This window comes from Paracoccus pantotrophus (assembly GCF_008824185.1).
Lineage (GTDB): Bacteria > Pseudomonadota > Alphaproteobacteria > Rhodobacterales > Rhodobacteraceae > Paracoccus > Paracoccus pantotrophus.
On record NZ_CP044423.1, the window covers coordinates 1,145,588 to 1,169,837 of the forward strand.

At 68.2% G+C, this 24,250-nt stretch carries 24 protein-coding genes and 1 tRNA gene; 11 read left to right on the forward strand and 14 right to left on the reverse strand.

From position 1 onward, the window contains the following. Nucleotide 1: 1 nt before the first annotated feature. Nucleotides 2-1,621 carry a cytochrome-c oxidase, cbb3-type subunit I gene (ccoN, locus tag ESD82_RS05520; RefSeq protein WP_024843246.1) on the reverse strand — a complete coding sequence of 540 codons (1,620 nt, stop codon included), beginning with the start codon at nucleotides 1,619-1,621 and terminating at the stop codon, nucleotides 2-4. A 251-nt stretch (nucleotides 1,622-1,872) separates the two neighbouring features. Between ccoN and ESD82_RS05525 the strand changes: the two genes are divergently transcribed. Beyond that, on the forward strand, nucleotides 1,873-2,706 hold the full coding sequence (locus tag ESD82_RS05525; protein WP_024843247.1) for a universal stress protein: 834 nt from the start codon (nucleotides 1,873-1,875) through the stop codon (nucleotides 2,704-2,706). Between the two features lie 67 nt (nucleotides 2,707-2,773). Here ESD82_RS05525 and fnrL read toward each other — a convergent pair whose 3' ends face one another. Continuing rightward, on the reverse strand, nucleotides 2,774-3,523 hold the full coding sequence (gene fnrL, locus ESD82_RS05530) for a transcriptional regulator FnrL (RefSeq protein WP_024843248.1): 750 nt from the start codon (nucleotides 3,521-3,523) through the stop codon (nucleotides 2,774-2,776). 49 nt (nucleotides 3,524-3,572) lie between these two features. On the opposite strand from fnrL, the gene hemN reads away from it, so the two are divergent. Beyond that, nucleotides 3,573-4,928 carry an oxygen-independent coproporphyrinogen III oxidase gene (gene hemN, locus ESD82_RS05535; RefSeq protein WP_147428803.1) on the forward strand — a complete coding sequence of 452 codons (1,356 nt, stop codon included), beginning with the start codon at nucleotides 3,573-3,575 and terminating at the stop codon, nucleotides 4,926-4,928. Here hemN and ESD82_RS05540 read toward each other — a convergent pair. The 3 genes from ESD82_RS05540 to ESD82_RS05550 all read right to left on the reverse strand — a co-directional run bounded on the left by ESD82_RS05540 (nucleotide 4,925) and on the right by ESD82_RS05550 (nucleotide 9,094). Continuing rightward, on the reverse strand, nucleotides 4,925-5,860 hold the full coding sequence (locus tag ESD82_RS05540; RefSeq protein WP_147428802.1) for a cation diffusion facilitator family transporter: 936 nt from the start codon (nucleotides 5,858-5,860) through the stop codon (nucleotides 4,925-4,927). The two genes, hemN and ESD82_RS05540, sit on opposite strands and share 4 nt — an antisense overlap. Nucleotides 5,861-5,931: 71 nt before the next feature. Further along, nucleotides 5,932-8,751 carry a DNA polymerase I gene (polA, locus tag ESD82_RS05545; protein WP_147428801.1) on the reverse strand — a complete coding sequence of 940 codons (2,820 nt, stop codon included), beginning with the start codon at nucleotides 8,749-8,751 and terminating at the stop codon, nucleotides 5,932-5,934. A gap of 154 nt (nucleotides 8,752-8,905) precedes the next feature. Then, nucleotides 8,906-9,094 carry a zinc-finger domain-containing protein gene (locus tag ESD82_RS05550; protein WP_024843252.1) on the reverse strand — a complete coding sequence of 63 codons (189 nt, stop codon included), beginning with the start codon at nucleotides 9,092-9,094 and terminating at the stop codon, nucleotides 8,906-8,908. Nucleotides 9,095-9,163: 69 nt separating this feature from the next. On the opposite strand from ESD82_RS05550, the gene ESD82_RS05555 reads away from it, so the two are divergent. Continuing rightward, a complete protein-coding gene (locus ESD82_RS05555) occupies nucleotides 9,164-10,123 on the forward strand; it encodes an ABC transporter ATP-binding protein (protein ID WP_147428800.1) in 960 nt (319 codons plus the stop codon). On the opposite strand, the gene ESD82_RS05560 is transcribed toward ESD82_RS05555, so the two are convergent. Continuing rightward, nucleotides 10,111-10,485: an HIT domain-containing protein gene (locus ESD82_RS05560; protein ID WP_024843254.1), complete on the reverse strand. Its 375-nt coding sequence runs from the start codon at nucleotides 10,483-10,485 to the stop codon at nucleotides 10,111-10,113. The two genes, ESD82_RS05555 and ESD82_RS05560, sit on opposite strands and share 13 nt — an antisense overlap. Before the next feature lie 10 nt (nucleotides 10,486-10,495). Next, nucleotides 10,496-12,073 (reverse strand): DUF5928 domain-containing protein, encoded by a 1,578-nt coding sequence (locus tag ESD82_RS05565; RefSeq protein WP_024843255.1) that lies wholly within the window; start codon nucleotides 12,071-12,073, stop codon nucleotides 10,496-10,498. A 145-nt stretch (nucleotides 12,074-12,218) separates the two neighbouring features. On the opposite strand from ESD82_RS05565, the gene ESD82_RS05570 reads away from it, so the two are divergent. The 4 genes from ESD82_RS05570 to ESD82_RS05585 all read left to right on the forward strand — a co-directional run bounded on the left by ESD82_RS05570 (nucleotide 12,219) and on the right by ESD82_RS05585 (nucleotide 15,638). Further along, on the forward strand, nucleotides 12,219-13,037 hold the full coding sequence (locus tag ESD82_RS05570) for a sulfotransferase family protein (RefSeq protein WP_147428799.1): 819 nt from the start codon (nucleotides 12,219-12,221) through the stop codon (nucleotides 13,035-13,037). A 293-nt stretch (nucleotides 13,038-13,330) separates the two neighbouring features. Further along, nucleotides 13,331-13,537, forward strand: coding sequence for a 50S ribosomal protein L32 (rpmF, locus tag ESD82_RS05575; RefSeq protein WP_010392407.1), 207 nt, complete (start codon nucleotides 13,331-13,333; stop codon nucleotides 13,535-13,537). A gap of 17 nt (nucleotides 13,538-13,554) precedes the next feature. Beyond that, complete coding sequence (gene plsX, locus ESD82_RS05580; protein ID WP_024843257.1) at nucleotides 13,555-14,667, forward strand: phosphate acyltransferase PlsX; 1,113 nt, start codon at nucleotides 13,555-13,557, stop codon at nucleotides 14,665-14,667. After that, entirely contained in the window at nucleotides 14,667-15,638 is a 972-nt protein-coding gene (locus tag ESD82_RS05585; protein ID WP_036747224.1) for a beta-ketoacyl-ACP synthase III, read from the forward strand. The genes plsX and ESD82_RS05585 overlap by 1 nt, the downstream gene beginning before the upstream one ends. A 9-nt stretch (nucleotides 15,639-15,647) precedes the next feature. Here the strand turns inward: ESD82_RS05585 and ESD82_RS05590 are convergent, their stop codons facing one another. Next, the gene (locus tag ESD82_RS05590; protein WP_147428798.1) at nucleotides 15,648-15,923 is read right to left on the reverse strand and encodes a DksA/TraR family C4-type zinc finger protein; all 276 of its coding nucleotides are present in this window, start codon (nucleotides 15,921-15,923) and stop codon (nucleotides 15,648-15,650) included. 212 nt (nucleotides 15,924-16,135) lie between these two features. On the opposite strand from ESD82_RS05590, the gene ihfA reads away from it, so the two are divergent. From ihfA to ESD82_RS05610, 4 genes are all read left to right on the forward strand, one after another. Then, nucleotides 16,136-16,444: an integration host factor subunit alpha gene (gene ihfA / locus ESD82_RS05595; protein WP_011748157.1), complete on the forward strand. Its 309-nt coding sequence runs from the start codon at nucleotides 16,136-16,138 to the stop codon at nucleotides 16,442-16,444. Beyond that, a complete protein-coding gene (locus tag ESD82_RS05600; protein ID WP_147428797.1) occupies nucleotides 16,444-17,028 on the forward strand; it encodes a MerR family transcriptional regulator in 585 nt (194 codons plus the stop codon). Before ihfA ends, ESD82_RS05600 begins: the two co-directional genes overlap by 1 nt. 124 nt (nucleotides 17,029-17,152) lie before the next feature. Then, nucleotides 17,153-17,230, forward strand: a tRNA-Pro gene (locus tag ESD82_RS05605). A 60-nt stretch (nucleotides 17,231-17,290) separates the two neighbouring features. Next, on the forward strand, nucleotides 17,291-18,358 hold the full coding sequence (locus ESD82_RS05610; protein WP_114668999.1) for a 2'-deoxycytidine 5'-triphosphate deaminase: 1,068 nt from the start codon (nucleotides 17,291-17,293) through the stop codon (nucleotides 18,356-18,358). A gap of 79 nt (nucleotides 18,359-18,437) precedes the next feature. Here ESD82_RS05610 and ESD82_RS05615 read toward each other — a convergent pair whose 3' ends face one another. The 6 genes from ESD82_RS05615 to argS all read right to left on the reverse strand — a co-directional run bounded on the left by ESD82_RS05615 (nucleotide 18,438) and on the right by argS (nucleotide 24,154). Continuing rightward, nucleotides 18,438-18,632, reverse strand: coding sequence for a hypothetical protein (locus ESD82_RS05615; RefSeq protein WP_147428796.1), 195 nt, complete (start codon nucleotides 18,630-18,632; stop codon nucleotides 18,438-18,440). An 18-nt stretch (nucleotides 18,633-18,650) separates the two neighbouring features. Further along, a complete protein-coding gene (gene scpB, locus ESD82_RS05620) occupies nucleotides 18,651-19,313 on the reverse strand; it encodes an SMC-Scp complex subunit ScpB (RefSeq protein WP_114668998.1) in 663 nt (220 codons plus the stop codon). Beyond that, complete coding sequence (locus tag ESD82_RS05625) at nucleotides 19,310-20,143, reverse strand: segregation and condensation protein A (RefSeq protein ID WP_208852030.1); 834 nt, start codon at nucleotides 20,141-20,143, stop codon at nucleotides 19,310-19,312. Before ESD82_RS05625 ends, scpB begins: the two co-directional genes overlap by 4 nt. Before the next feature lie 60 nt (nucleotides 20,144-20,203). Further along, nucleotides 20,204-21,190 carry a beta-N-acetylhexosaminidase gene (nagZ, locus tag ESD82_RS05630; protein WP_147428795.1) on the reverse strand — a complete coding sequence of 329 codons (987 nt, stop codon included), beginning with the start codon at nucleotides 21,188-21,190 and terminating at the stop codon, nucleotides 20,204-20,206. Nucleotides 21,191-21,199: 9 nt separating this feature from the next. After that, a complete protein-coding gene (locus tag ESD82_RS05635; protein WP_024843266.1) occupies nucleotides 21,200-22,339 on the reverse strand; it encodes an SPOR domain-containing protein in 1,140 nt (379 codons plus the stop codon). Between the two features lie 69 nt (nucleotides 22,340-22,408). Then, nucleotides 22,409-24,154: an arginine--tRNA ligase gene (gene argS / locus ESD82_RS05640; protein WP_147428794.1), complete on the reverse strand. Its 1,746-nt coding sequence runs from the start codon at nucleotides 24,152-24,154 to the stop codon at nucleotides 22,409-22,411. Between the last annotated feature and the right edge of the window lie 96 nt (nucleotides 24,155-24,250).

The window sequence follows — 24,250 nt, forward strand, 5'->3', positions numbered from 1 at the left end:
CTCACTCTGCCGGGACCGCGACCGTGGTCGCATGGGTCTTGGGTTGCTTGGCGACGGTAGCCCACAGGTTGTAGCACATGATCAGCGCCCCGATCAGGTAAAGCACGCCGCCGGATGCCCGCACCACGTTCATCGGGAATTTCGCGGCCACCGTGTCGGCGAAGGCGTTGACCAGGAAGCCCTGGGCGTCGACCTCACGCCACATCAGCCCCTCCATGATGCCCGAGACCCACATCGAGGCCGCGTAGAGCACCAGCCCGATGGTGGCGAGCCAGAAATGCCAGCTGACCAGGCCCGTCGAGTAAAGCCGCTCACGCCCCCAAAGACGCGGCACCAGATAGTAGAGCGCGCCAAAGGTGATCATGCCGTTCCAGCCGAGCGCGCCGGAATGCACGTGGCCGATGGTCCAGTCGGTGTAATGGCTCAGCGAGTTCACCGCCTTGATCGACATCATCGGCCCTTCGAAGGTCGCCATGCCGTAGAAGCCGACGGCCACCACCATCATGCGGATCACCGGGTCGGTGCGCAGCTTGTCCCAGGCGCCCGACAGCGTCATCAGCCCGTTGATCATGCCGCCCCAGCTGGGCATCCACAGGATGATCGAGAACACCATGCCCAGCGTCGAGGCCCAGTCGGGCAGCGCGGTATAGTGCAGGTGGTGCGGACCGGCCCAGATATAGAGGAAGATCAGCGCCCAGAAGTGGATGATGGACAGCTTGTAGCTGTAGACCGGGCGTTCGGCCTGCTTGGGAATGAAGTAATACATCATGCCCAGGAAGCCCGCCGTCAGGAAGAAGCCCACCGCGTTGTGGCCGTACCACCATTGCGTCATCGCGTCCTGCACGCCCGAGAAGAGCTGCACCGACTTCGAGCCGAAGGGACTGACCGGGATCGCCAGGTTGTTGACGATGTGAAGCATGGCGATGGTGACGATGAAGGACAGGTAGAACCAGTTCGCCACATAGATATGCGGTTCTTTCCGCTTCAGGATCGTGCCCAGGAACACGGCCAGGTAGACGACCCAGACCACGGTCAGCCACCAGTCCACATACCATTCGGGTTCCGCGTATTCCTTGGACTGGGTGGCACCCAGGATATAGCCGGTCGCGGCCAATACGATGAACAGCTGGTAGCCCCAGAACACGAACCAGGCGGCATTGCCACCCCAGAGCCGCGCCGCCGAGGTACGCTGCACCACGTAGAACGAGGTGGCGATCAGCGCGTTGCCGCCGAAGGCGAAGATCACCGCCGAGGTATGCAGCGGCCTGAGCTTGCCGAAATTGGTATAGCCCACGGTAAGGTCGCTGAGATTCAGCGCCGGGAAGGCCAGCTGAAAGGCGATGATCACCCCGACCAGGAAGCCGACCACGCCCCACAGCGCGGTGGCGATCACGCCGGCCCGGACCACGTCGTCCATGTATTGCGTTTCGGGATGCGGCTCGAGCGAGGGTTGCTCGTTGCCCATCTGGCGCAGCACCCGCAGAAACATGATGCCCGCCGCCAGCATGACGATCAGGGCATTCACGAGATAGGCGGGATCATCGGGTCGCGCGTAATTGGCGCCGATCGCGGCCAATACCGCGATCGTGCCAAGCGCGATCAGCTTGATGGTGTCCAACATTAAGTTCGTGTCCTTCATCCTGCGCCGAAGGCGGCCGATTCGCATCGCATGCGACGGGCCGCGGCTTCGACAGCTTTCCTCTTAACGTCACACGGTTTCGTGAGACTTTGATCTGCGTCAATCTGTCCGTTCTGGATAGGTGTAAAATTCCCAAATATCCGGACAGGATGTCGCAGCCGGCCGCCGTCAGCGATTGCGATCCCGCCGGATGCAGGTGAAACTCGCCGCCGAACCCCGAAAGGAGAGGGCCCATGGGCTACAAGACCATCCTGACCGTTCTGACCGATGCCAATCAGCACAAGCAGCTGGATTCGGCCATTGCCATGACCCGGCGCGAGGATGCGCATCTCGACGTGTTCTGCATGGGTGTGGATCACACCCAGAGCGGCTATTACTATGCAGGCGCGTCGGCCTATGTGTTCCAGGAATCCATCGACAAGGCCGTGGCCGCGGCCGGCGAGCTTGAAGAAAGGGTCCGCGACCGGCTCGACCCCGAGGACATCCGCTGGTCCGTCGATTCCGCGGTGGCGCAGGTCGGCGGGCTTTCGACGCTGGTCGGCATGCGCGCGCGCTATTCCGACCTCGTGGTGCTGAACCGCCCCTATGGCGAGGGCGCGCCCGCCGATGCCGAGGCCGTGACCGAAGCGGCGCTGTTCGAGGGCGCGGCCCCGGTGCTGATCGTGCCCGAGGCGCTGAAGGAACCCTTCGGCCGGAAGGTCATGATCGCCTGGAACCAGTCCAACGAGGCCCTGGCCGCCGTGCGCCGCGCCCTGCCGCTGCTGATCGCCGCCGACAGCGTCGAGATCACGGTGATCGACCCTTCGCCCAGCGGCCCCGAGCGATCGGATCCCGGCGGGGCGCTGTGCCAGATGCTGACGCGCCACGGCGTCAGGGCGGAAATCGCGGTCCTGGCCCGCACCCAGCCCCTGGTCAGCGACATCCTGAACCGCCGCGCCACCGAGATCGGCGCCGACATGCTGGTGATGGGCGCCTACGGCCATTCCCGCTTCCGCGAGGCGATCCTGGGCGGCGCGACCCGCAACATGCTGGAAAAGGCGCAGCTGCCGGTGCTGATGGCCCGTTGACCGGCCCGGCCGATGCCCCGGATCCCCTCCGGGGCACAACCCTCGGGGACACGGCCGCGGGCGCCCCCTAGCTCAGCGGCCCACCGTCCGAATCGTCGCCGCTTTCCGTGACCAGCCGCACGAAGGAGGGCACGATCACCCGGCGCTTGCCGTCCAGTTCGATCACGCCTTCGCGCTTCAACGCGCTCATCTGCCGGCTCACGGTCTCCAGCGTCAGGCCCAGGTAATCCGCCATCGCCTCGCGCGTCAGCGGCAGTTCGATGGCGATGCGGCCTTCGGGCCGGCGCTTGATCAGCGCGGCCTCGCGCCGGGCCAGGATCACCAGAAGCGAGGCGATCTTCTCGCGCGCCGACTTGCGGCCCAGCAGCAGCAGCCAGTCGCGGGCGGCGTCCAGTTCGTCCAGCGTCATCTCCAGCAGCCGGCTGGCGATGCGGGGATTGTCGATCAGCAGCTTTTCAAAGGGCTTGCGCCGGAAACAGCACAGCATCAGGTCGCTGGTCGCGGTGACGGTATAGGCCGCCATCTCGCGCCCTGGACGGCCCAGGAAGTCGCTGGGCAACAGCAGGCCGACCATCTGCGTGCGCCCGTCCTCGAGCTGCTGGGTCAGCCCGGCCATGCCGGCGATCACCGAGGCCACGAAATCCAAGCGGTCGCCGGCCCAGACCACGACCTGCCCCGCCTCGTAGCGGCGATAGAATTTCATGCCCTCCAGCTCGGCCAGCTCGTCGCCTTCGCAATGCGCGCAGACGGCCCGATACCGGATGGGGCAGATTTCGCAGGGCTGCTGCGTCGCACAGAGGGCGGCGTCATGTGGCATTTGATTTGGGTCAAGGTTCCGGCGCGTGTTCACGGCTAGGTATAGCAACATGGAACAACAATCGCAACTTGAGCGGCTGGGACTGTTTGACGCGCGCGTGCCGCGTTATACCAGCTATCCGACCGCGCCGCATTTCACCCCCGCCGTGGGCGAGCCGCTCTTCCGCGACTGGATCGCGGCGATCCCCGCCGGCGCCGCAATCTCGCTCTACATGCATGTGCCGTTCTGCCGGCGGCTGTGCTGGTTCTGCGCCTGCCGCACCCAGGGCACGCAATCCGACGAGCCGGTGCGCGCCTATGCCAAGGCATTGCTGGCAGAGCTCGACATGCTGAAATCCGCGCTGGCCCCCGGCGTCCGGTTGTCGCGCCTGCATTGGGGCGGCGGCACGCCCACGCTGATGCCGGCCGAGATGATGCGGCTGGTCGCCGGCGCGGTGCTGAACACCTTCCCGCTGGCCGAGGGCGCCGAGTTCTCGGTCGAGATCGACCCGAACGAGATCGACGAGGCCCGCATGGACGCCCTGGCCGAGGCCGGGCTGACCCGCGCCTCGATCGGGGTGCAGGATTTCGACCCCGAGATCCAGAAGGTCATCGGCCGCGAGCAGAGCTTCGAGGTGACGAAACGCGCCGTGGACATGATCCGCGACCGCGGCATCGCCAGCCTGAACGCCGACATCCTTTACGGGCTGCCGCATCAGGATCCGCACCGCATCGCCGAATCGGTGCAGAAGCTGCTGGCGCTGTCGCCCGACCGGGTGGCGCTTTACGGCTATGCGCATGTGCCCTGGATGGCCAAGCGGCAGGTGATGATCCCGTCCGAGGCCCTGCCCGATCCCCATGGCCGGCTGCGGCTGTTCGAGACGGCGCGCGCGCTGTTCCTGGCCGACGGCTATGACGAGATCGGCATCGACCATTTCGCCCGCCCCGGCGACGGGCTCGCCCGCGCGCAAAAGGCCGGGCTGCTGCGCCGCAACTTCCAGGGCTATACCGACGACCGGGCCGAGGTGCTGGTGGGGCTGGGCGCCTCGTCCATCTCGCGCTTCCCGCAGGGCTATGCGCAGAACGCCCCGGCCACCGGCGCGCATCTGGCCAGGATCCGCGACGGGCGCTTCTCGACCACGCGCGGCCATGCCTTCACGCCCGAGGACCGCTGGCGCTCGCGCATGATCGAGGCGCTGATGTGCGATTTCGAGATCCGGGCCGAGGAATTCATCCGCGACCACGGCTTCGACGCCGAAGGCCTGGCCCAGGTCTTCGCCCCCGTCGCCGCGCATTTCGGCGAGATGGTCGAGGCCGATGCCGCGGGCCTGCGCATCACGCCCAAGGGCCGGCCGCTGACCCGGATGATCGCGCGCATGTTCGACGGCTACGACATGGCGGCCTCGGGCCATTCCGCCGCGATCTAATGCGGATGATGGCCCTGGCCGTCATCCCGGTCGCCGCAGGGCTCGCCCTCGCGCTCGGTCTCGATGGTGGCATGGCCGATGCCGAAGTCGCGCCGCAGCAGCGCCTTGACCCGGCGCACCGCCTTGGCCGGATCGGCCCCCTTGCGCAGCACCAGATGCGCCGATAGCGCGTTGCGCCGCTCGTCGATCTGCCACAGGTGCAGGTGATGGGCACCCGCCACGCCCTCGACCCCGGCCATGGCACGGACCAGCGCCGCGTGATCCACGCCGGCCGGCGCGGCCAGCATCAGCATGCGCATCACCGGCCCGATCTCCTGCCCGATATGCCACAGGATCACCGCAGAAATCAGCAATGTCAGGATCGGGTCGGCGATCTGCCAGCCGAAGGCCCAGATCAGCGCGCCCCCCAGGATCACCGCGACCGAGACCGCGGCATCGGCCAGGTTGTGCAGGAAGGCCGCGCGGATATTCACGCTCTCCTTCGCGGCCCGCCAGACCAGCGCCGCGGTCAGCGCATCCACGACCAGCGCGAAAGCCGCCAGCGCCATGACCAGCCCGCCCGCGACCTGCGGCGGATCGACCAGCCGCGCCAGCGCCTCGATCCCCAGCCAGACCGAGATGGCGATCAGCGCGATGTAGTTGACGAAGGCCGCGACGATCTCGGCTCGGCCCCAGCCATAGCTCATCTCGGGGCTGGCGGGACGCCGCGCTAGGCGCCGGGCGCCAAAGGCCAGCACCAGGGACAGCGCATCGGAAAGGTTATGCACCCCGTCCGCGATCAGCGCCGTGGAATCGGCGACATAGCCGCCCAGGATCTGCGCACCGGTCAGCGCCAGGTTGATCACCACCGCGATCAGGATGGTGCCATCGCCCACCCCGCCCGGCAGGTGCGCATGCCCCTGCCTGCCGTCATGCGCATGCGAATGGCCCATCCCGTTCCCTCGCCGGCTTCTTCGTTCCCCAAATACCCATGCGGCCGCGCAATCCACGCGACCGGCGGCCCTCAATGCGCCTCGGCCCAGTTCAGCCCCTGCCCGGCATCGACGATCAGCGGCACGTCCAGCCGGACCGCGGGATCGGCCGCGCCCTGCATGACGCCGCGCGCCGCCTCGATCAGCTCGGCCACCGCGCCCTCCTCGACCTCGAAGACCAGCTCGTCATGCACCTGCAGCAGCATCCTGGCCGGCAGATGCGCGATGGCCTGCGGCATACGGATCATGGCGCTGCGGATGATGTCGGCGGCCGCACCCTGGATCGGCGCGTTGATCGCCGCGCGCCGCGCCCCGCCCGCCGCCGGTCCCGACTGGTTGATGCCCGGCGTCATGATCCGCCGGCCGAACAGCGTGCGCACGAAACCGTCCTGCTTCGCCTCGGCGACGGTGCGGTCCATATAGGCGCGGATCTCGGGGAAACGCTCGAAATAGGTGTCGATGAAGCTCTGCGCCTCGGCGCGTGGAATGCGCAGATTGCGCGCCAGGCCAAAGCCCGAGATGCCGTAGATCACCCCGAAATTGATCGCCTTGGCGCGGCGGCGGATCATCGGGTCCATGCCCTCGACCGGCACGCCGAACATCTGGCTGGCGGTCATGGCATGGATGTCGATGCCGTCGCGGAAAGCCTGTTTCAGCGCCGGGATCTGCGCCACATGCGCCAGGATCCGCAGCTCGATCTGGCTGTAGTCGAGGCTCACCAGCCGCATCCCCGGCCCGGCGACGAAAGCCTCACGGATGCGCCGCCCCTCCTCGGTCCGCACGGGGATGTTCTGCAGGTTCGGATCGGTCGAGGCCAGCCGCCCGGTCTGTGCCCCGGCGATGGAATAGCTGGTGTGCACGCGCCCGGTCTCGGGGTTCACATGCAGGGGCAGCGCATCGGTATAGGTCGATTTCAGCTTCGAGATCGCCCGCCAGTCCAGCACCCGCGCCGGCAGCTCATGCCCCTCGGCGGCCAGATCCTCCAGCACCTCGGCGCCGGTGGAGAAGGCGCCGGTCTTGCCCTGCTTGCCACCGGCCAGGCCCATGCGCTGGAACAGGATCTCGCCCAGCTGCTTGGGGCTGCCGACGTTGAAGGGACCGCCGGCGAGTTCGTGGATCTCGGCCTCCAGCCCCGCCATCTTCTGGGCAAAGGCGTTGGACATGCGCTTCAGATGCTCGGAATCGATACGGATGCCGGCCATCTCCATATCGGCCAGAACCGCGATCATCGGCCGCTCCAGCCGCTCATAGGCGGTGGTCACATGGTTCGGCGCCAGCTTGGGGCGCAAATGATGCCAGAGCCGCCAGGTCACCTCGGCATCCTCGGCGGCATATTCGCTGGCCTTGTCGATCGCCACCTGCGAGAAATTGATCTGCGCCTTGCCCGAGCCGATCAGATCCTTGATCGGCAGGCAGCGATGGCCCAGATACAGGTCCGCCAACTCGTCCATGCCATGGTTATGCGCCCCCGCGTTCAGCGCATAGGACAGCAGCATGGTGTCGTCCAAAGGCGCCATGCGGATGCCGTGGCGGGCCAGCACCTTCCAGTCATACTTGATGTTCTGGCCGATCTTCAGCACCGAAGGATCCTCCAGCACCGGCTTCAGCATCGCCACCGCCCGGTCCAGGTCCATCTGCCCCTCGGCCCGCGCACCCGAGCCGAAGAGGTCGGCGGCGCCATCGACATGGCCCAGCGGCAGATAGGCCGCCCGCCCCGGCCCGGTGCAAAGCGAGACCCCGACCAGCTCGGCCTGCATCTCGTCCAGCCCGGTGGTCTCGGTGTCGATGGCGACCACGCCCTTTTCGGCGATCTCGGCCAGCCATTCGGCCAGCATGACCTCGTCGCGGATGGTGACGTAAAGGCTGCGGTCGATGGCCGGCAGTTCGACGGCCGGCGCGGCCGCGGCACCGGCGACGGCGGCCGGCACCGGCGCCGCCTCGGCCATGGTCGGCGCCTCGGCGCCGAAACGCTCGGCCACGCGCTTGGTCAGGGTGCGCAGCTCCATCCGGGCCAGGAAGTCCAGCAGCGCCTCGGGATCGGGCTCGCGGATCTCCAGGCTCTCCAGGCTGAAATCCAGCGCCATCCCGCAATCCAGCTCGACCAGCCGCTTCGAGATGCGGATCTGCTCGGCATGGTCGATCAGGGTCTGGCGGCGCTTGGGCTGCCGGATCTCCTCCGCCCGCGCCAGCAGGCTCTCCAGATCGCCATATTCCTCGATCAGCTGCGCGGCGGTCTTGATGCCGATCCCCGGCGCGCCCGGCACGTTGTCGACGGAATCGCCGGCCAGGGCCTGCACGTCCACCACCCGCTCGGGACCGACGCCGAATTTCTCGCGCACCTCCTCGGGGCCGATGGGCTTGCCCTTGATCGGGTCCATCATCTCGACCCCGCCGCCGACCAGCTGCATCAGGTCCTTGTCGCTGCTGATGATCGTCACCCGCCCGCCGGCATCCCGCGCCTGGCAGGCCAGCGTGGCGATGATGTCGTCGGCCTCGAAGCCCTCGGTCTCGATGCAGGCGATGTTGAAGGCGCGCGTCGCCTCGCGGGTCAGCGGGAATTGCGGTCGCAGATCTTCGGGCGGCTCGGGCCGGTTGGCCTTGTAGAGCGGATAGATGTCGTTGCGGAATGTCCGCGCCGAATGATCGAAGATCACCGCCGCATGGGTCGGCTGGTCCGAGCCCTTGCCGTCCTGCAGATACTTCCACACCATGTTGCAAAAGCCGGCCACCGCGCCGATGGGCAGCCCGTCCGAGCGACGGGTCAGCGGCGGCAGCGCGTGATAGGCGCGAAAGATGAAGGCCGAGCCGTCGATCAGATGCAGGTGATGGCCCTTGCCGAATCCGTCCGTCATCTGCGCCTCATCCTTCTGCCAGCGTCCAAGGCCCCTTACTGCCACGAAGCGCCGACCGGGCCAAGACCGCCCCCGCCTTCACTGTTTCACAAATACCCCCGCCGGAGGCGCGGCAACCGCGCCGCCCCCCGAACCAGGCCGCCATGGCGCGCGATCAGTGATCCTCGTGCGCGTGCTCGCGGTCGATGACGAAGCGCTTGTCGCAATAGCCGCATTCGACCCAGCCGGTATCGCGCGGAATGGCCAGCCAGACGCGCGGATGGCCCAGCCCCCGCTTCTCGTCGCCGTCGCAGGCGACCTTCCAGGAGGTGACGGTCTGGATCTCGGGGGCCGGAATGGTCATGGCGGTTCCTTGAGCTCTGACGACAAACGGGGTTAAACCGGCGGCGATCATAATGAACGCGAAGAGCCGATGCCAGCCCCCGAGCAAAGCCCGAACGCCATCGAAATCAGCGGCCTGACCAAGACCTATGCCGCCGCGGGCAAGGCGCCCCCGAAACAGGCGCTGAAGGGGCTGGACCTCGCCATCCCCGCCGGCTCGATCTTCGGCCTGCTCGGACCCAACGGCGCGGGCAAGTCCACCACGATCAACATCCTGGCCGGGCTGGTGCGCAAGACCGCCGGTCAGGTGACGATCTGGGGCTTCGACCAGGATGTGAACCCGCGCCAGTCCCGCGCCGCCATCGGCGTCATGCCTCAGGAACTCAACATCGACCCCTTCCTGACGCCCCGCGCCAGCCTCGAGGTGCAGGCGGGGCTCTACGGTGTGCCCCGCCGCGAACGCTGGACCGACGAGCTTCTGGAACTGGTCGGGCTGACGGATCAGGCGGAAAGCTATTCGCGCCACCTCTCGGGCGGCATGAAGCGGCGGCTGCTGCTGGCCAAGGCGCTGGTGCACCGGCCGCAGATCCTGGTGCTGGACGAACCGACGGCGGGCGTCGACATCCAGCTGCGCGAAATGCTGTGGCGCAACGTGCGGCGGCTGAACGACCAGGGCATGACCATCATCCTGACCACGCATTACCTGCAAGAGGCCGAGGAGATGTGCGACCGCATCGCCATCATCGACCACGGCCAACTGATCCTGTGCGAGGATACCGCCGCCCTGCTCGGCCGGGCCGATTCCAAGACGCTGGTCGTCGATACCGGCCCGGCCCGCACCCTGCCCGCCCTGCCCGAGGGCGTGCGGGCCGAGCGGCGCGGCGACGGCCGGCTCGCGCTCAGCTATGCGCCCTCGCGCATCCCCACCGACGGGCTGATCGACGCGCTGCGCGCCGCGGACCTGCCGATCCGCGACGTGGCGGTCGAAGCGCCGGACCTCGAGGATGTCTTCGTCCAGCTGACCTCGCGCCCGGCGTCTCAGCCCGGCTGAACCATGCGCCCCATCGGCCGGCCGCCCAGGATGTGCATGTGGAAATGCGGCACCTCCTGCACGCCGTCCGGCCCGGCATTGGTGATGGCGCGGAAACCCTGGCCGCCGTCCAGCGCCACACCCAGATCGCGGGTGACTTTCGCCACGGCGCGGTGGAAATCCACGATCTCGGCATCCGAGGCATTGGCGGCGAAATCGTCGTAGCTGATATAGGCGCCCTTGGGGATCGCCAGCACATGCACCGGCGCCTGCGGCCGGATGTCGCGAAAGACCAGCGTATGCTCGGTCTCCAGCACCGTGTCGTTGGGTATCTCGCCGCGCAGGATGCGGGCGAAGATGTTGCTGTCGTCATAGGCGGGCATGGCTCTCTCCTCAGTCGCTGAACAGGTGGTCGGTCCCGGCAAGCGCCAGCGCGGCCTCGGCGGGCAGGTCCAGGAAACGCGCCAGTTGCACGGCATTCTCCGCGGCCGGCCGCCAGGGCGCGATGGAATGGAAGCCGGGAAAATCCATGTCGCGCAACCGCTCGGCCTCGTGTTCCAGGTCGGCGCGCACCATGGGCAGCAGCCGTTCGATCACCTCGGGGGCGGTTTCGCTCCCGGCCAGTCCCACGCGGGCGATATGGCCGCGCAGGTAATCGTCGTCGAATTCGGAATCCACCAGCAGGATGCGGGTATCGGCCTTGTCCGAGGTCAGATCCTGGATCAGATACAGCGCCGAGGGGTCCAGGCACAAGACCAGCCGGTTCGATTCGAAATGCTGGAACAGCAGCCGGATCAGCGCGCGCCGGTGGCGGTCGCGCTTTTCCACCGTGGTCTCGACCCCGCCCAGATCGGGCAGATGCGCCTCGGGCTCGTTGAAGACGTAATCCACCGCCGGAATCGGCGTATGCGCCCGGATCGCCGCGGTCAGCCGCTTGGCGACATGCCATTTCTTGGCCACCACCAGCAGCAGCGTATTGTCACGGCCCAGGCTGCCCTCGGCCTCCCAGAACCGCTGGCCGAAGCGCCGCCCGGCCCGGCCCCGCCCGGTCAGGAAGTGAAAGAGGCCGGTCGCCTCGTTCGAGATCGGGAAATGCACGCCCTTCGCCGCCCAAAGCGCGCCCAGCCGCTCGCGCAGGCGGATCGCCTCGGGGCTGATCTTGCGGGCGAACAGGTAGTTCTGGCCCATGAGCAGGTCGTAATGGTCGTTGTAGAAGGTCACCGGCATGCCGTAATCGGTGAAGATCAGGTAGGTCAGCGTGCGGGTGCGGATCTCCTTCCTGGGCACGACATGGGGCACGACGGTCTGGAAGAAGGTCTCGTCCGGGATCCAGGTGGTCGAGAAAAAGCGCATGACCTCCGGCCGGCTGGCGCAGAAATCCAGCACCTTCTCGACGGTCAGGCGGCGCAGGCACCACCATTGCGACCCGATCATGACCTGGATGTCGGCCGGCACCCTGCGCCTCAGGCCGAATCGCTTCTGCAGGTCGTAGCTGGCATAGAACAGCCATTTCTGCCTGCGCTCGTTGAACCAGTGCCGATAGATCAGCCGCTCTTCCTTGAAACCGGTCTTGATCCAGTCCGATTCGAAGAAATCGAAGCTCTCGATATAGTCGCAATCCTCTGCGTCCAGCAGGCCATGGGCGTATTCGGCCGACTTGATCGGCATGCAATCGCCCGAGAGCATGTAGAAATGCGTGGCCCGCGGAAAGGCGGCGACGGCGGCGCGCACTACCTCCAGCGTGGCGCCGACCAGCGACCATTCGCCCCAGCCGCATTTCCAGCGCCGCTGTGCGAAGGCGACCGAAGGGTTGTCGGCCAGCGCCGCCCGGATCAGCGCGTAATCGCGTGAATCGGCCCGGCCGTCGAAATGGATCGCCACGTAATCGCCCGAGGCGGTCAGCCGGCGGGCCTGCGCCACCACGCTCTCGGGATCCTTGTGGCACAGCAGAATAAAGGCGATACGCGCCATCTCGTTACCCATCCGGCCCGCCTTGCGCGGGCAATGCTCACACTGGTTGAATCTCTGCCGGCGATTTGCATTGTGTCCTTACCGATTTTGGCCGAAGGGGCAAGCCGCCGCGGCCGGCACGGTTCTTGTGAAGGGAAAGAGAGTTATGGGTTTTCCAGGAACGTGGATGACGGAAAGCGAAAGCATGGTCTATCGCGTCGTCCCGAAATGCGCCTGCTCCTCGATCGGGCAGATCATGTTCTACTCCGACCACGGCCGCTATTTCGACGGCGACATCCACGACGCCACCAGCGGGCTGCACAAGTGGAACCAGCCCGACAGCCAGCCGCTGATCGAGGCGAACGTCACGGCCCACAAGGCGCTGGCCTTCACCTGCGTGCGCAACCCCTACGCACGCATCCTGTCCTCGTTCTTCGACAAGATCGCGGGGATCCAGCGGAACGGCAAGCGCTACCGCGGCAACCTGGTGCCCGAGCTGATGCAACGCTACGGCGTCGATGTCGGCAGCCCCGAGAACGGCTTCGAGTTCGACCAGATCGCCAGCTTCCGCCGTTTCCTGCTGTTTGCGCGCGACACCATCCGCTGGCGCCGGCCGATGGAGCCGGACATCCACTGGTCGGCCATGTCAGGCCATATCTCGACCTTCATCGTGAACGGCGGCCGCTACGACCAGATCTTCTTCACCGAGAAATTCAACCAGGGCATGCAGAAGGTGCTGGACGCCGCGCCGACCCCGGTCAGGCTCGACGTGAACGACGTGCCCAAGTTCAACGAATCCGAGGGGCACGGCCCCAAGCGCGCCCACAAGGTCAGCGCCTATTTCGACGACCTGTCGCGCCACCTGATCTGGGAAATCTACAAGAAGGACTTCCAGCTCTTCAAATACGACTTCGACAACCCCGACAACAAGCTGCCGAAGAACGAGATCGACCTGGACGAGATCCACGCCAAGCTCGGCCGCTGAACCCGCCGGGCCCTCCCGGCGCCCGGCTTCTTTCTTGCCCAAATATCCCCGCCGGAGGCAGCGGCGCGCATGCGCCGCTTCTCTTGCAGATTTCCCTTGCGCAATGCGGAAATCCCGCTATTTTGCCGCCTTCATTCGACCGGCGGGGGAATCCCGGACCGCGGCCCCCGCTTTGCGAGCAGTTTTCGTGACTTGCGGCCAACGCTCCAGTGGCCTATGCCCGCCCCAGATACGAAACACCGAATCCGGGGCCGCCCAGCCGGGTTGCCCCCCGAACCACTTGAGGTTGAGACATGGCCGTCCCTCAGAACCGAGTTACCCGCTCCCGCCGCAACATGCGCCGTTCGCATGATGCGCTCGTCGCCGGCAACCCGAACGAATGCCCCAACTGCGGCGAGCTGAAGCGCCCGCATCACGTCTGCCCGTCCTGCGGCCACTACGCCGACCGCGAAGTCGTGGCGCAGGCCAATGAGGTCGACCTGGACGAAGACGCGGCCTGAGCGGACCGACCGCGGATATGGCTTCGGCAGATTCCAGCATTCTGCCTCGTGCCCCTGGCGACGGGGGCGGCGTGGTGATCTCCGTTGACGCGATGGGCGGCGACCGCGGCCCGGCGACGGTGGTCGCCGGCATGGCCGAAAGCGCCGGGAAGAATCCCGACATCCGCTTCATCGTCCACGGCCCGCGGGCCGAGCTGGAACGGCTGATCGCCCGCCGCGGCGATCTGGCGCGGCGTTGCGACATCCGCGACGCGGCCGGCGTCGTGACCATGGACGACAAGCCCAGCCAGGTGCTGCGCAAGGGCGAGGGCACCTCGATGTGGTCCGCCCTCGAATCGGTGCGGCAGGGTGAGGCGACCGCCGCCGTCTCCTGTGGCAATACCGGGGCGCTGATGGCGCTTTCGATGCTGCGGCTGCGCAAGCTGCCCGGCGTGAACCGCCCCGCGATCGCCTGCCTCTGGCCCTCGCGCAATCCGCAGGGCTTCAACGTCATGCTGGATGTGGGCGCCGACATCCGCGCCGATGCGCAGGACTTGCTGACCTATGCGCTGATGGGCGCCTCCTATGCCCGCAACGGTTTCGGGCTGGAACGGCCGCGCGTCGGTCTGCTGAACGTCGGGACCGAGGACCACAAGGGCCGGCCCGAGCTCAAGCAGGCGCATGAACTGATCCCCACCACGGCGCAGGCGGCGAATTTCGACTATGTCGGCTTCGTCGAGGGGGGCGACCTGCCCTCGGCCCGCGTCGATGTGATCGTGACCGACGGCTTCACCGGCAATGTCGCGCTGAAGACCGGCGAGGGCACCGCGAAGCTGGTGGGCGAACTGCTGAAGGAAGCCTTCGGCAAGTCGGTGATGTCGAAATTCGCGGCGCTTCTGGCCATGGGCTCGCTCAAGCGGCTGCAAAAGCGCATCGACCCGCGGCGCGTCAATGGCGGCGTCTTTCTGGGGCTGAACGGGACGGTGGTGAAATCGCACGGCTCGGCCGATGCCACCGGCGTCTCGGCGGCGATCAAGCTGGCCTTCCGGCTGGCGCAATCCGGCTTTCAGGACCGGCTGGCGGCGCGCGTGGCGCAATCCGTCGCGGCGGCCGGCCAAATCAACGGCAGCAAGGAAAGCGAGGCGTCCTGATGCGGCGTGCGATCGTCCGGGGAACCGGCCATTACCTGCCCGAGCGCGTGGTCGAGAACAGCTGGTTCGAGGATAAGCTGGACACCAGCGACGAATGGATCCGCGCCCGCACCGGGATCGAACGGCGCCATTTCGCCGCCGAGGACCAGGGCACCAGCGACCTGGCCATCCGGGCCGCGCAGGCGGCCCTGGCCGATGCCGGCATCGAGGCCGGACAGATCGACGCGGTGATCGTGGCGACCTCGACCCCCGACCTGACCTTCCCCTCGGTCGCGACCATGGTGCAGGCCGGGCTGGGCATGCGCCGGGGCTTCGCCTATGACCTGCAGGCGGTCTGCGCCGGCTTCGTCTATGCGCTGGCCAATGCCGATGCGATGATCCGCGCCGGGCTTGCAGATCGCGTCCTGCTGATCGGGGCCGAGACCTTCAGCCGGATCATGGACTGGAGCGACCGCTCGACCTGCGTGCTCTTCGGCGACGGCGCCGGCGCCATGGTGCTGGAGGCGGCCGAGGGCCAGGGCACCTCCGCCGACCGCGGCATCCTCGCGACCGACCTGAACAGCGACGGGCAATATCGCGACCTGCTCTATGTCGACGGCGGCGTGGCCAGCACCGGCACCGCCGGCCATCTGCGCATGCAGGGCAACCTGGTCTTCCGCCACGCGGTCGAGAAGCTGGCCGACACCGCGCATCGCGCGCTGGACCGGGCCAGCCTGACGCCCGAACAGGTGGACTGGCTGGTGCCGCACCAGGCCAACCTGCGCATCATCGAGGCCACGGCCAAGCGCATGCACCTGCCGATGGAAAAGGTGGTGCTGACGGTGGCCGACCACGGCAATACCTCGGCCGCATCGATCCCGCTGGCGCTTTCGGTGGCCAATGCCGAGGGGCGCTTCAAGCCCGGCGACGTGCTGGTGGCCGAGGCCATCGGCGGCGGCCTCGCCTGGGGCTCGGTCGTGCTGCGCTGGTAGGCAAGCCCCTTATTTCAGCTGCGAATCCTTCGATCCGCGCCGGTTGATCCCGGCGCTGGGTCGCCAGGCCCGGTTGCGGCCCGACTGGCAGTCCACGCACAGCCGGACACCGGGAATCGCCTGCCGCCGCGCCTCGGGGATCGGCTCGTCGCATTCCTCGCAGATGCGGGCGCTTTCCTGCGCGACGCGCTGCGCATTGCGTAGCCGCATCCGCTCGATCGCCTCCTGCGTAGAGACCTCGATCTGCTCGTTCACCGCATCGTCGCGCGCCCAGCCACCGGCCATATCCGCTCCGTCCCGCCTGCCCTTTCCCCTTCAACATAGGCGCGGATTGCCGCGGCTCCAAGCGGGTCGCAGGCGGCCATGCGCGGGGTCTTGCAGGTAAGGCGCGAATAACGCGGAACAAAATCGTCCGATGAGGGAACGGAATCGGGCCGGGGTTGTTGACTCGGCGCCGTAAAGAAATCATCCTTCGCACCATTCAAGAGGTTTCCGAGATGAGCGACTCTACCCTGACCCGCATGGACCTGGCCGAGGCCGTGTTCCGTGAGGTGGGTCTGTCCCGCCACGAATCGGCCCAGCTTGTCGAAAGCGTGCTTGGCCATATCTCCGATGCGCTGGTGCGCGGCGAGCAGGTCAAGATCTCGTCCTTCGGCACGTTCTCGGTCCGCGACAAGAACGAACGCATCGGCCGCAACCCCAAGACCGGCGAGGAAGTGCCGATCACGCCGCGCCGGGTTCTATCCTTCCGGCCATCGCATCTGATGAAGGATCGGGTGGCGGCGGGGAACAGGCGCAAGGGCTGATGAGCAAGTCGCCCGACGCCTTCAGGTCCATCGGAGAGGTCTCGCGCCTCGTCGGCGTCGCGCCGCATGTGCTGCGCTACTGGGAATCGCAATTCACGCAGCTTGCGCCGGTCAAGCGCGCCGACGGGCGCCGCTATTACCGGCCCGAAGACGTGCGGCTGGCAGCCGGCCTCTGCCAGGTCATGCGCGAGGAGGGGCTCAGCATCCGCGGCGCCAAGCGGCTGATCGCCGCGGATCGCGGCGCCGCGCTGCGCGAGATCGGCGCCGCCCGCCTGGGCGAAACCCTGGGCGAGGCCGGCGCGGTGGAACATCCCGGCCCGGCCGTGCGCCTGGCCCTGCCCGAGCGCGACGCCATGCCGAGGGACGCGAAAGCGGTCCTCAGGCCAGCCCGGCCGAACCGCCCCGAACAGCAGGCCGAATCGCTGCCGCTCTTCGCCGCGCTCGATCCGGGGCGCGATCCCGCGCCGGACTGGCTGGGCCGGCTGGTGGCGACCGCGCTGGCCCTGCGCCAGTTCGAACTGCAGGGCAAGCCCCTGCCCGCGCAAGCGAAAACCCTGCGCGACGCGCTGACCGGCGCACGCTGACGCGCATGGCCGCCCGCTTTCCGGCCCCCGCCGGCCGACTATCCACAGCAATCGAGATTCTTGCCGAAATTTCCGCCCCTGGCCCCTTGTGCTGGCCGCCCGCTTCGCTCTATATGCCCCTCGTCGGGCCGTGGCGCAGCCTGGTTAGCGCGTCCGTCTGGGGGGCGGAAGGCCGCGAGTTCGAATCTCGCCGGCCCGACCATTCCGAAAACGCCCATCCCCGTCCGGGGGTGGGCGTTTCCTTTTGCCGAAAGGGTTTCGCGTGAACGGTGTGCTTCCCGATACGTCCCTGCGTCAGCTGATCGCCAGCGGCGCGATCTCGGCCGACCAGCCGATCCGGCCCGAACAGGTCCAGCCTGCCAGCCTTGACCTGCGCCTGGGCGCGACGGCATGGCGGCTGCGCGCCTCGTTCCTGGCCGGGCGCGGGCGCCGGGTCAGCGACCGGCTCAAGGATTTCGAGATGCACCGCATGGATCTCACCGAGGGCGCGGTGCTGGAAAAGGGCTGCGTCTACCTGGTGCCGCTGATGGAACGGCTGTCGCTGCCCCAGGGCCTCGACGCGGTCGCCAATGCCAAAAGCTCGACCGGCCGGCTCGACCTTCTGACCCGGCTGGTCACCGACGAGGGCACCGAATTCGACCGCCTGCCCCAGGGCTATGACGGCCCCATCTATGCCGAGATCTGCCCACGCAGCTTCTCGGTGCTGGTGCGGCCCGGCATGCGGCTGAACCAGCTGCGGCTGCGCCGGGGCCAGGCGGTGCTGACGGATACCGCCTTGCGTGACCTGCACGCATGCGAGCCGCTGGTGACGGGCGAGGCGCTGATCGACGACGGCCTGGGCTTCTCGGTCGATCTGCGGCCCGCGCGCGGCGACCTGGTCGGCTACCGGGCCCGGCCGCATAGCGGGGTCATCGACCTCGACCGCATCGGCGCCTACCAGGCCCGCGACTTCTGGGACGAATTGCGCACCACGGATGGCCAGCTGATCCTCGACCCCGGCGCCTTCTATATCCTGGTCAGCCGCGAATCCGTGGCGATCCCGCCCGATTACGCCGCGGAAATGGCACCCTACCTGGCCATGGTGGGCGAGTTCCGCGTGCATTACGCCGGCTTCTTCGACCCCGGCTTCGGCCATGGCGCCGCCGGGCAAGGCGCGCGCGGCGTCCTCGAGGTGCGCTGCCACGAGGCCCCCTTCGCGCTGGAGCATGGCCAGGTCGTCGGCCGGCTCGTCTACGAACGGATGGCAGCCCGCCCCGAACGGCTCTACGGCAGCGGCATCGCCTCGAACTACCAGGGCCAGGGCCTCAAGCTGGCCAAGCAATTCGCCTGAGCCTGGCCGCCCGGCCAGCGTTCTTCCTGCCCAAATATCCCGGGGGAGTCGCGCGGCAGCGCGACGGGGGCAGAGCCCCCTATCGCATCCGCCGGGTGATGCGCGCCGCCTGGCGGGCGTGCTTGACCGCTTCGCGCATGGTCTTTTCGCGGCCCTGCTGCCGAGACGTCCGGCGCGCGCCCGACTTCGGCGCATGCATCCGCCGGAGGCCCCAGCGCAGCAGCCGGTTGACGGCCACGCGCGTCAGAATAGCAATTAAGCGATTTATATTCATCGGGTTGCAACCCGTTCTTCACTCGTCTTCGAACAAATCCTCGGCCATGGCTTCGGCATCCTCCTCGCCGGCCTCGCCGAACAGGCCGGGCGCCAGCCCCTCGCCCGGCGGGCGCGATTCCAGCAGGCCTGCCGCGCGCAGCTCGGCCAGCCCCGGCAGGTCGCGGGCGCTTTCCAGCCCGAAATGATCCAGGAAGGCTTCGGTCACCACGAAGGTCACCGGCCGGCCGGGGGTCTGGCGGCGGCGGCCGATGCGGACCCAGTCCAGCTCGATCAGCTGGTCCAGCGTGCCGCGGCTGACGGCGACGCCGCGGATCTCCTCGATCTCGGCGCGGGTCACGGGCTGGTGATAGGCGATGATCGCCAGGGTCTCGGTCGCGGCCCGCGACAGGCGGCGGCTTTCGACCACGCTTTCCTGCATCAGGAAGCCCAGGTCGGCGGCGGTGCGAAAGGCCCAGGCATCGCCCACCCGCGCCAGCTGCACCCCCCGCCCCTCATAGCGGGCGCGCAGCGCGCGCAGCGCCTCGGCCGTATCGCAGCCGGCCGGCAGGCGGGCGGCAATCTCGCGCTGGCTCATCGGCTCGGCCGAAGCGAAGAGGATCGCCTCGACCATGCGCTCCTGCTCGGGCAGGGGCGGCGGCGGGAAATGCTGGGAATCAGGGGCGATATGGTCCTGGCTCATTCTGGACGCCTGCGGATGGAGATCGGGGCGAAGGTGCCGGCCTGGCTGATTTCCACCGCACCCTGCCGCGCCAGTTCCAGCGTCGCGGCAAAGGTCGCCGCGGTGGCCGAGCGGCGGCGCTGCGGATCGGCCTCCCAACCCTCGGGCAGAAAGGCCGAAAGCGCGGTCCAGTCCCCGGCATAGCCGATCAGCCCGCGCACCCGGTCCAGCGCCTGCTCCATGCTCAGCACGTCCCGGCGGTCGAAGGCATAGGGGCGAAACTCGTCGCGGGTGCGCAGCCGGGCATAGGCGCGCATCAGGTCGATCAGCCCGGCCTGCCAGGCGACCTGGCGCTGGCGGGCGACGGTTTCGGGCGCGCCGCGGGGGAAGCGGTCCTGTCCCAGCCGGTCGCGGGCCATCAGCCGCGCCGCGGCCTCGCGCATGGCGTTCAGCCGTTCCAGCTGGAAGGCCAGATGCGCCGCCATCTCTTCGGCGCTCGGCCCCTCGGCCTCGGGGTCGGGCGGCAGCAGCAGGCGGGATTTCAGATAGGCAAGCCAGGCGGCCATGACCAGGTAATCGGCGGCCAGCTCGATACGCAGCGCGCGGGCCTCCTCGACGAAGGCCAGATACTGATCGGCAAGCTCCAGCACCGAGACCTGCATCAGATCGACCTTCTGCGTGCGCGACAGCGTGAGCAGCAGGTCCAGCGGCCCCTCGAAGCCCGAGACATCGACGACCAGCATCTCCTCGGCGCGGCGCTCGGCCACGGCTTGCGGGCCCAGCCCCGGCAGATGCGGCGCCGGGTCCGGTTCGGGGTCCGGCACGGGGGTCAGGTAGGGCACCTTGGTCATGTCGCGTCCAGGCAAGGGAACCTGCGCAGAATCCGCGATAGACAGGGCCTAGTCAACCGATCAGGCCGCCAGCCCGCCAAGCGCCGCCAATTCGGCCCGCAGCGCGGCGGTGTCCTGCTGCACCGGCGCGCGGCGCAGGGCCAGCGCCGCCTCGGCCCGCAGGGCGGCGCGGGGGGACATGGCTCCGGCGGCCGCCACGATCTCGTCCATCTGCGCCAGGGTCTCGTTGCAGGACAGCACCAGGTCGCAGCCGGCGGCGATGGCGGCGGCGGCGCGCTCGGCCGGGCTGCCGGACAGCGCCTGCATGCCGATGTCGTCGGACATCAGCAGCCCGTCAAAGCCGATCTCGCGCCGGATCATCTCGATCACCGGGGCCGAGGCGGTGGCGGGCGCATCGTCGATGGCGGTAAAGCGGATATGCGCCGTCATCGCCATGGGCAGGTCGGCCAGCGCACGGAACGGGGCGAAATCGCTGGCGCGAAGCTCGTCGAGCGAAGCCTCGACCACCGGCAGATCCTTGTGGCTGTCCACCCGCGCCCGGCCATGGCCCGGCATGTGCTTGACGACCGGCAGCACCCCGGCGGCCAGCATCGCCTGCGCCGCGGCGCGGCCCAGGCGGATCACCGTTTCGGCATCCGAGCCGAGGCAGCGGTTCTTCAGGAAGGGATGCGTCTCGTCGCGGGCGATGTCCAGGACCGGGGCGCAATCGGCGTCGATGCCGACGGCGCGCAATTCCTGTGCCAGCAGGTGATGGTGCAGCCAGACGGCGCGCTCGCCCCGTCCGGCCTGGTCCAGCGGCGCCGGCCAGTCGGTCCAATGCGGCGCGCGCATGCGCTGGACGCGCCCGCCCTCCTGGTCCACCAGCACCGGGGCGTTGCGGCCCACCGCCTCGCGCAGCTCGGCCGTCAGCCGGCGCAGGCGGTCCGGCGTATCGACATTGCGCGCAAACAGGATGAAGCCCCAGGGGTCGGCGGCGCGGAAGAAATCGCGCTCGGCCCGGCTCAGCTCCGGGCCGGCGATGCCGCCGAGGATGGTGGCGCCTGCCATGTCAGCGGCTCATTTCGCCATGGCGGGGATGCAGTCCACGCCCTCGGCGATCAACGCCGCGCAAAAGCGCCGCGCCTCGTCGCGCGATTCGAAACCGGCGGCGCGCAGGCGCCAGAAGCTGCGGCCATTGGCCTTGTGTTCCTGGACCACCATGCCCTTGCCGGCGAAAAGCGCGCCGAACTTGCCCGAGACGCGGTTCCATTCGCCCCGTGCCAATGCATCGCTGTCGAAGGCGCCGATCTGCACCAGGGGCGCGCCCGAGGCGACCTGCACCGGTGCCGGGGCAGCGGCCGGGCGGCTTTCGGCAGCGGCAGGTGCGGGGGCCGGCGCGGCATCGCTGGCGACCGCCGGCGCGGCGGCGGCGACGCGGCGCGGACGCGGCGCGGGACGCGCCGATTGCGCGATGGCGCCGGGGGCCGGCAGGGCGCCGGCCTCGGCCAGCGCGGTGGTGATGGCCATGTCGCGCGTCTCATTGCCGGCAAGGTCGGTCACGGCCTCGTTCACCGGCGCATCGGCGGCGGGCGCGTCCGAGATCACCGCGCTGGCGACGCTTTCCGCCGCCGTGTCCGGCTGGGCCAGGGTCTCGCCGTCGGGACGGGCGATGACGCGGGCGGCTTCCTCGAACAGCGGCGCATCAACCGGATGCGAGGGCTCTTGCGCCGTGGCGCCCAGTTCGCCCATGGGCACGTCCTGGCCGTCAAGCGGCGTGGCAGCGGGCGCAAGAGCCACGCGGTCCACCGCCCCGGCTTCGGCCCCGGCAGCGACCGAGTTCACCGCAAGGCCGGTGCGCTGGGTCAGCTCGCCGCCCGGATTGTCGGGCGCGGTGCGGGCCTCGCCCTCGATGGCGCGGATCACCGGCACGCCCGAGACGTCGCGCACCACCAGCTTGTAGCCCCAGACCGCCAGGATCACGATCAGCCCGACCGAGACCAGCGCCCCGAGGTAATGCGTCAGCCGCGTGATCCGCCCCAGGAGCGAAGGCGATTCGGCCAGCGATTCGGCATGGGGGTAATGCTGTTCGTCCCAGCCGCCATCCTGCCAGTCGTCCTGATAGCCCTGCTGCCCCTCGGCATGGGCATAGCCCTGCGACAGCCTGTGGGGCTGCGACCCGTCAAACCCGCCCGAAGAGCGGAAATCTACTACCGTCATTCCTGCCTGCCTGCCGGTTGTTCCGACGCTGCTCGTTTATCTGCTCGTCCCCCGGCAGGGCGCCGTTTTTCAGCGCATTTCTTTGGCCGGAGTCACCCCCAAGATACCAAGACCGGCCGAAATGACAACGCCGACGGACCGTGCCAGCGCGATTTTCGCTGCCGTGGCCGCCGCATCGCCCTCTTGCAGGAAGCGCAGGGCGGGCTCGTCATTGCCGCGGTTCCACAGCGAATGCAGTTCCGAGGCAATATCGTAAAGGAAAAACGCGATCCGGTGCGGCTCGTGCGCGCGGGCGGCGATTTCGACCGTGCGTGGCCATTCTGCAACTTTGCGGGCCAGTTCCAGCTCGGCCGGATGCGAAAGCTGCGCCAGATCCGCCTGCGCCAGCGCCGCGTCCGAGGTATCGACCCCCATCGCCGCCGCCTTGCCCAGGACCGAGTTCACCCGCGCGCTGGCATATTGCACGTACCAGACCGGGTTGTCCTTGGATTGCTCCAGCACCTTGTCGAAGTCGAAATCCAGCGCCGCGTCGTTCTTGCGCGTCAGCATGTGAAAGCGGGTGACGTCCGCCCCCGCCTGCTCGACCACGTCGCGCAGGGTGACGAAGGTGCCGGCGCGCTTGGACATCTTGAAGGGCTCGCCGTTCTTGAACAGCTTGACCAGCTGGATCAGCTTGACGTCCAGCGGCACACGGCCGTTCGACAGCGCCTTCACGGCGGCGGTCATGCGCTTGACATAGCCGCCATGGTCGGCGCCGAACACGTCGATCAGTGCATCGAAGCCGCGCTCGATCTTGTCCCAGTGATAGGCGATGTCGGGCGCGAAATAGGTCCAGGAGCCGTCGGATTTCTTCACCGGCCGGTCCACGTCGTCGCCATGGGCGGTGGACCGGAACAGCGTCTGCTCGCGCGGCTCCCAGTCCTCGGGGGTCTTGCCCTTGGGCGGCTCCAGCACGCCTTCATAGATCAGGCCCTGCTGGCGCAGCCGCTCGATCGCGGCCTCGATCCGGCCGGTGCCGTAAAGCGCCTTCTCGCTGGAGAACACGTCCATATGGACGTTGAGCAGCGCCAGATCCTCGCGGATCATGTCCATCATCGCCTCGGTGGCGAAGCTGCGGATCTCGGCCAGCCATTCCGATTCCGGCTTGTCGAGCAGGCTGGTGCCGTATTTCGCCTTCAGCGCCTCGCCCACCGGGATCAGGTAGTCGCCGGGGTAAAGCCCCTCGCGGATCTCGGGCTCCAGCCCGTTGGCCTCTCGATAGCGTTCATAGGCGGACCGCGCCAGCACATCGACCTGCGCGCCGCCGTCGTTGATGTAATATTCGCGGGTGACCTCATGGCCCGAGAAATCCAGAAGCGCCGCCAGCGCATCCCCGAAGACCGCGCCGCGGGTGTGGCCGACATGCATCGGTCCGGTCGGATTGGCGCTGACGAATTCGACGTTGATCCGCTGGCCCTTGCCCATCTCCGAGCGGCCGTAATCCCCGCCCTCGGCCAGCGCGGCGCGCACCACGCCCTGCCATTCGGCGGGCGCCAGGCGCAGGTTCAGAAAGCCCGGCCCCGCCACCTCGGCCGAGGCGATGCGCGGATCGGCGGCCAGGCGGGCGGCCAGCGCCTCGGCGATGTCGCGCGGCTTTTTCCCGGCGGGCTTGGCCAGCACCATGGCGGCATTGGTGGCCATGTCGCCATGCGCGGCGTCCCGCGGCGGCTCGACCGTCACATTGGCGGTGTCGAGACCCGTGGGCAGCGCGCCCGCCTGTTCCATCTGCGCCAGCGCATCAAGGACCAGCGCGCGGATATCCGAGAAAAGGTTCATGGCTTCCATCCGTAAGATCGCCCGGGGATAGCGCCTGCCCGAGGGGGCCGTCAACCGGCCCACGGAACAGCAGACGCGCATCAGATTGACGAAGAG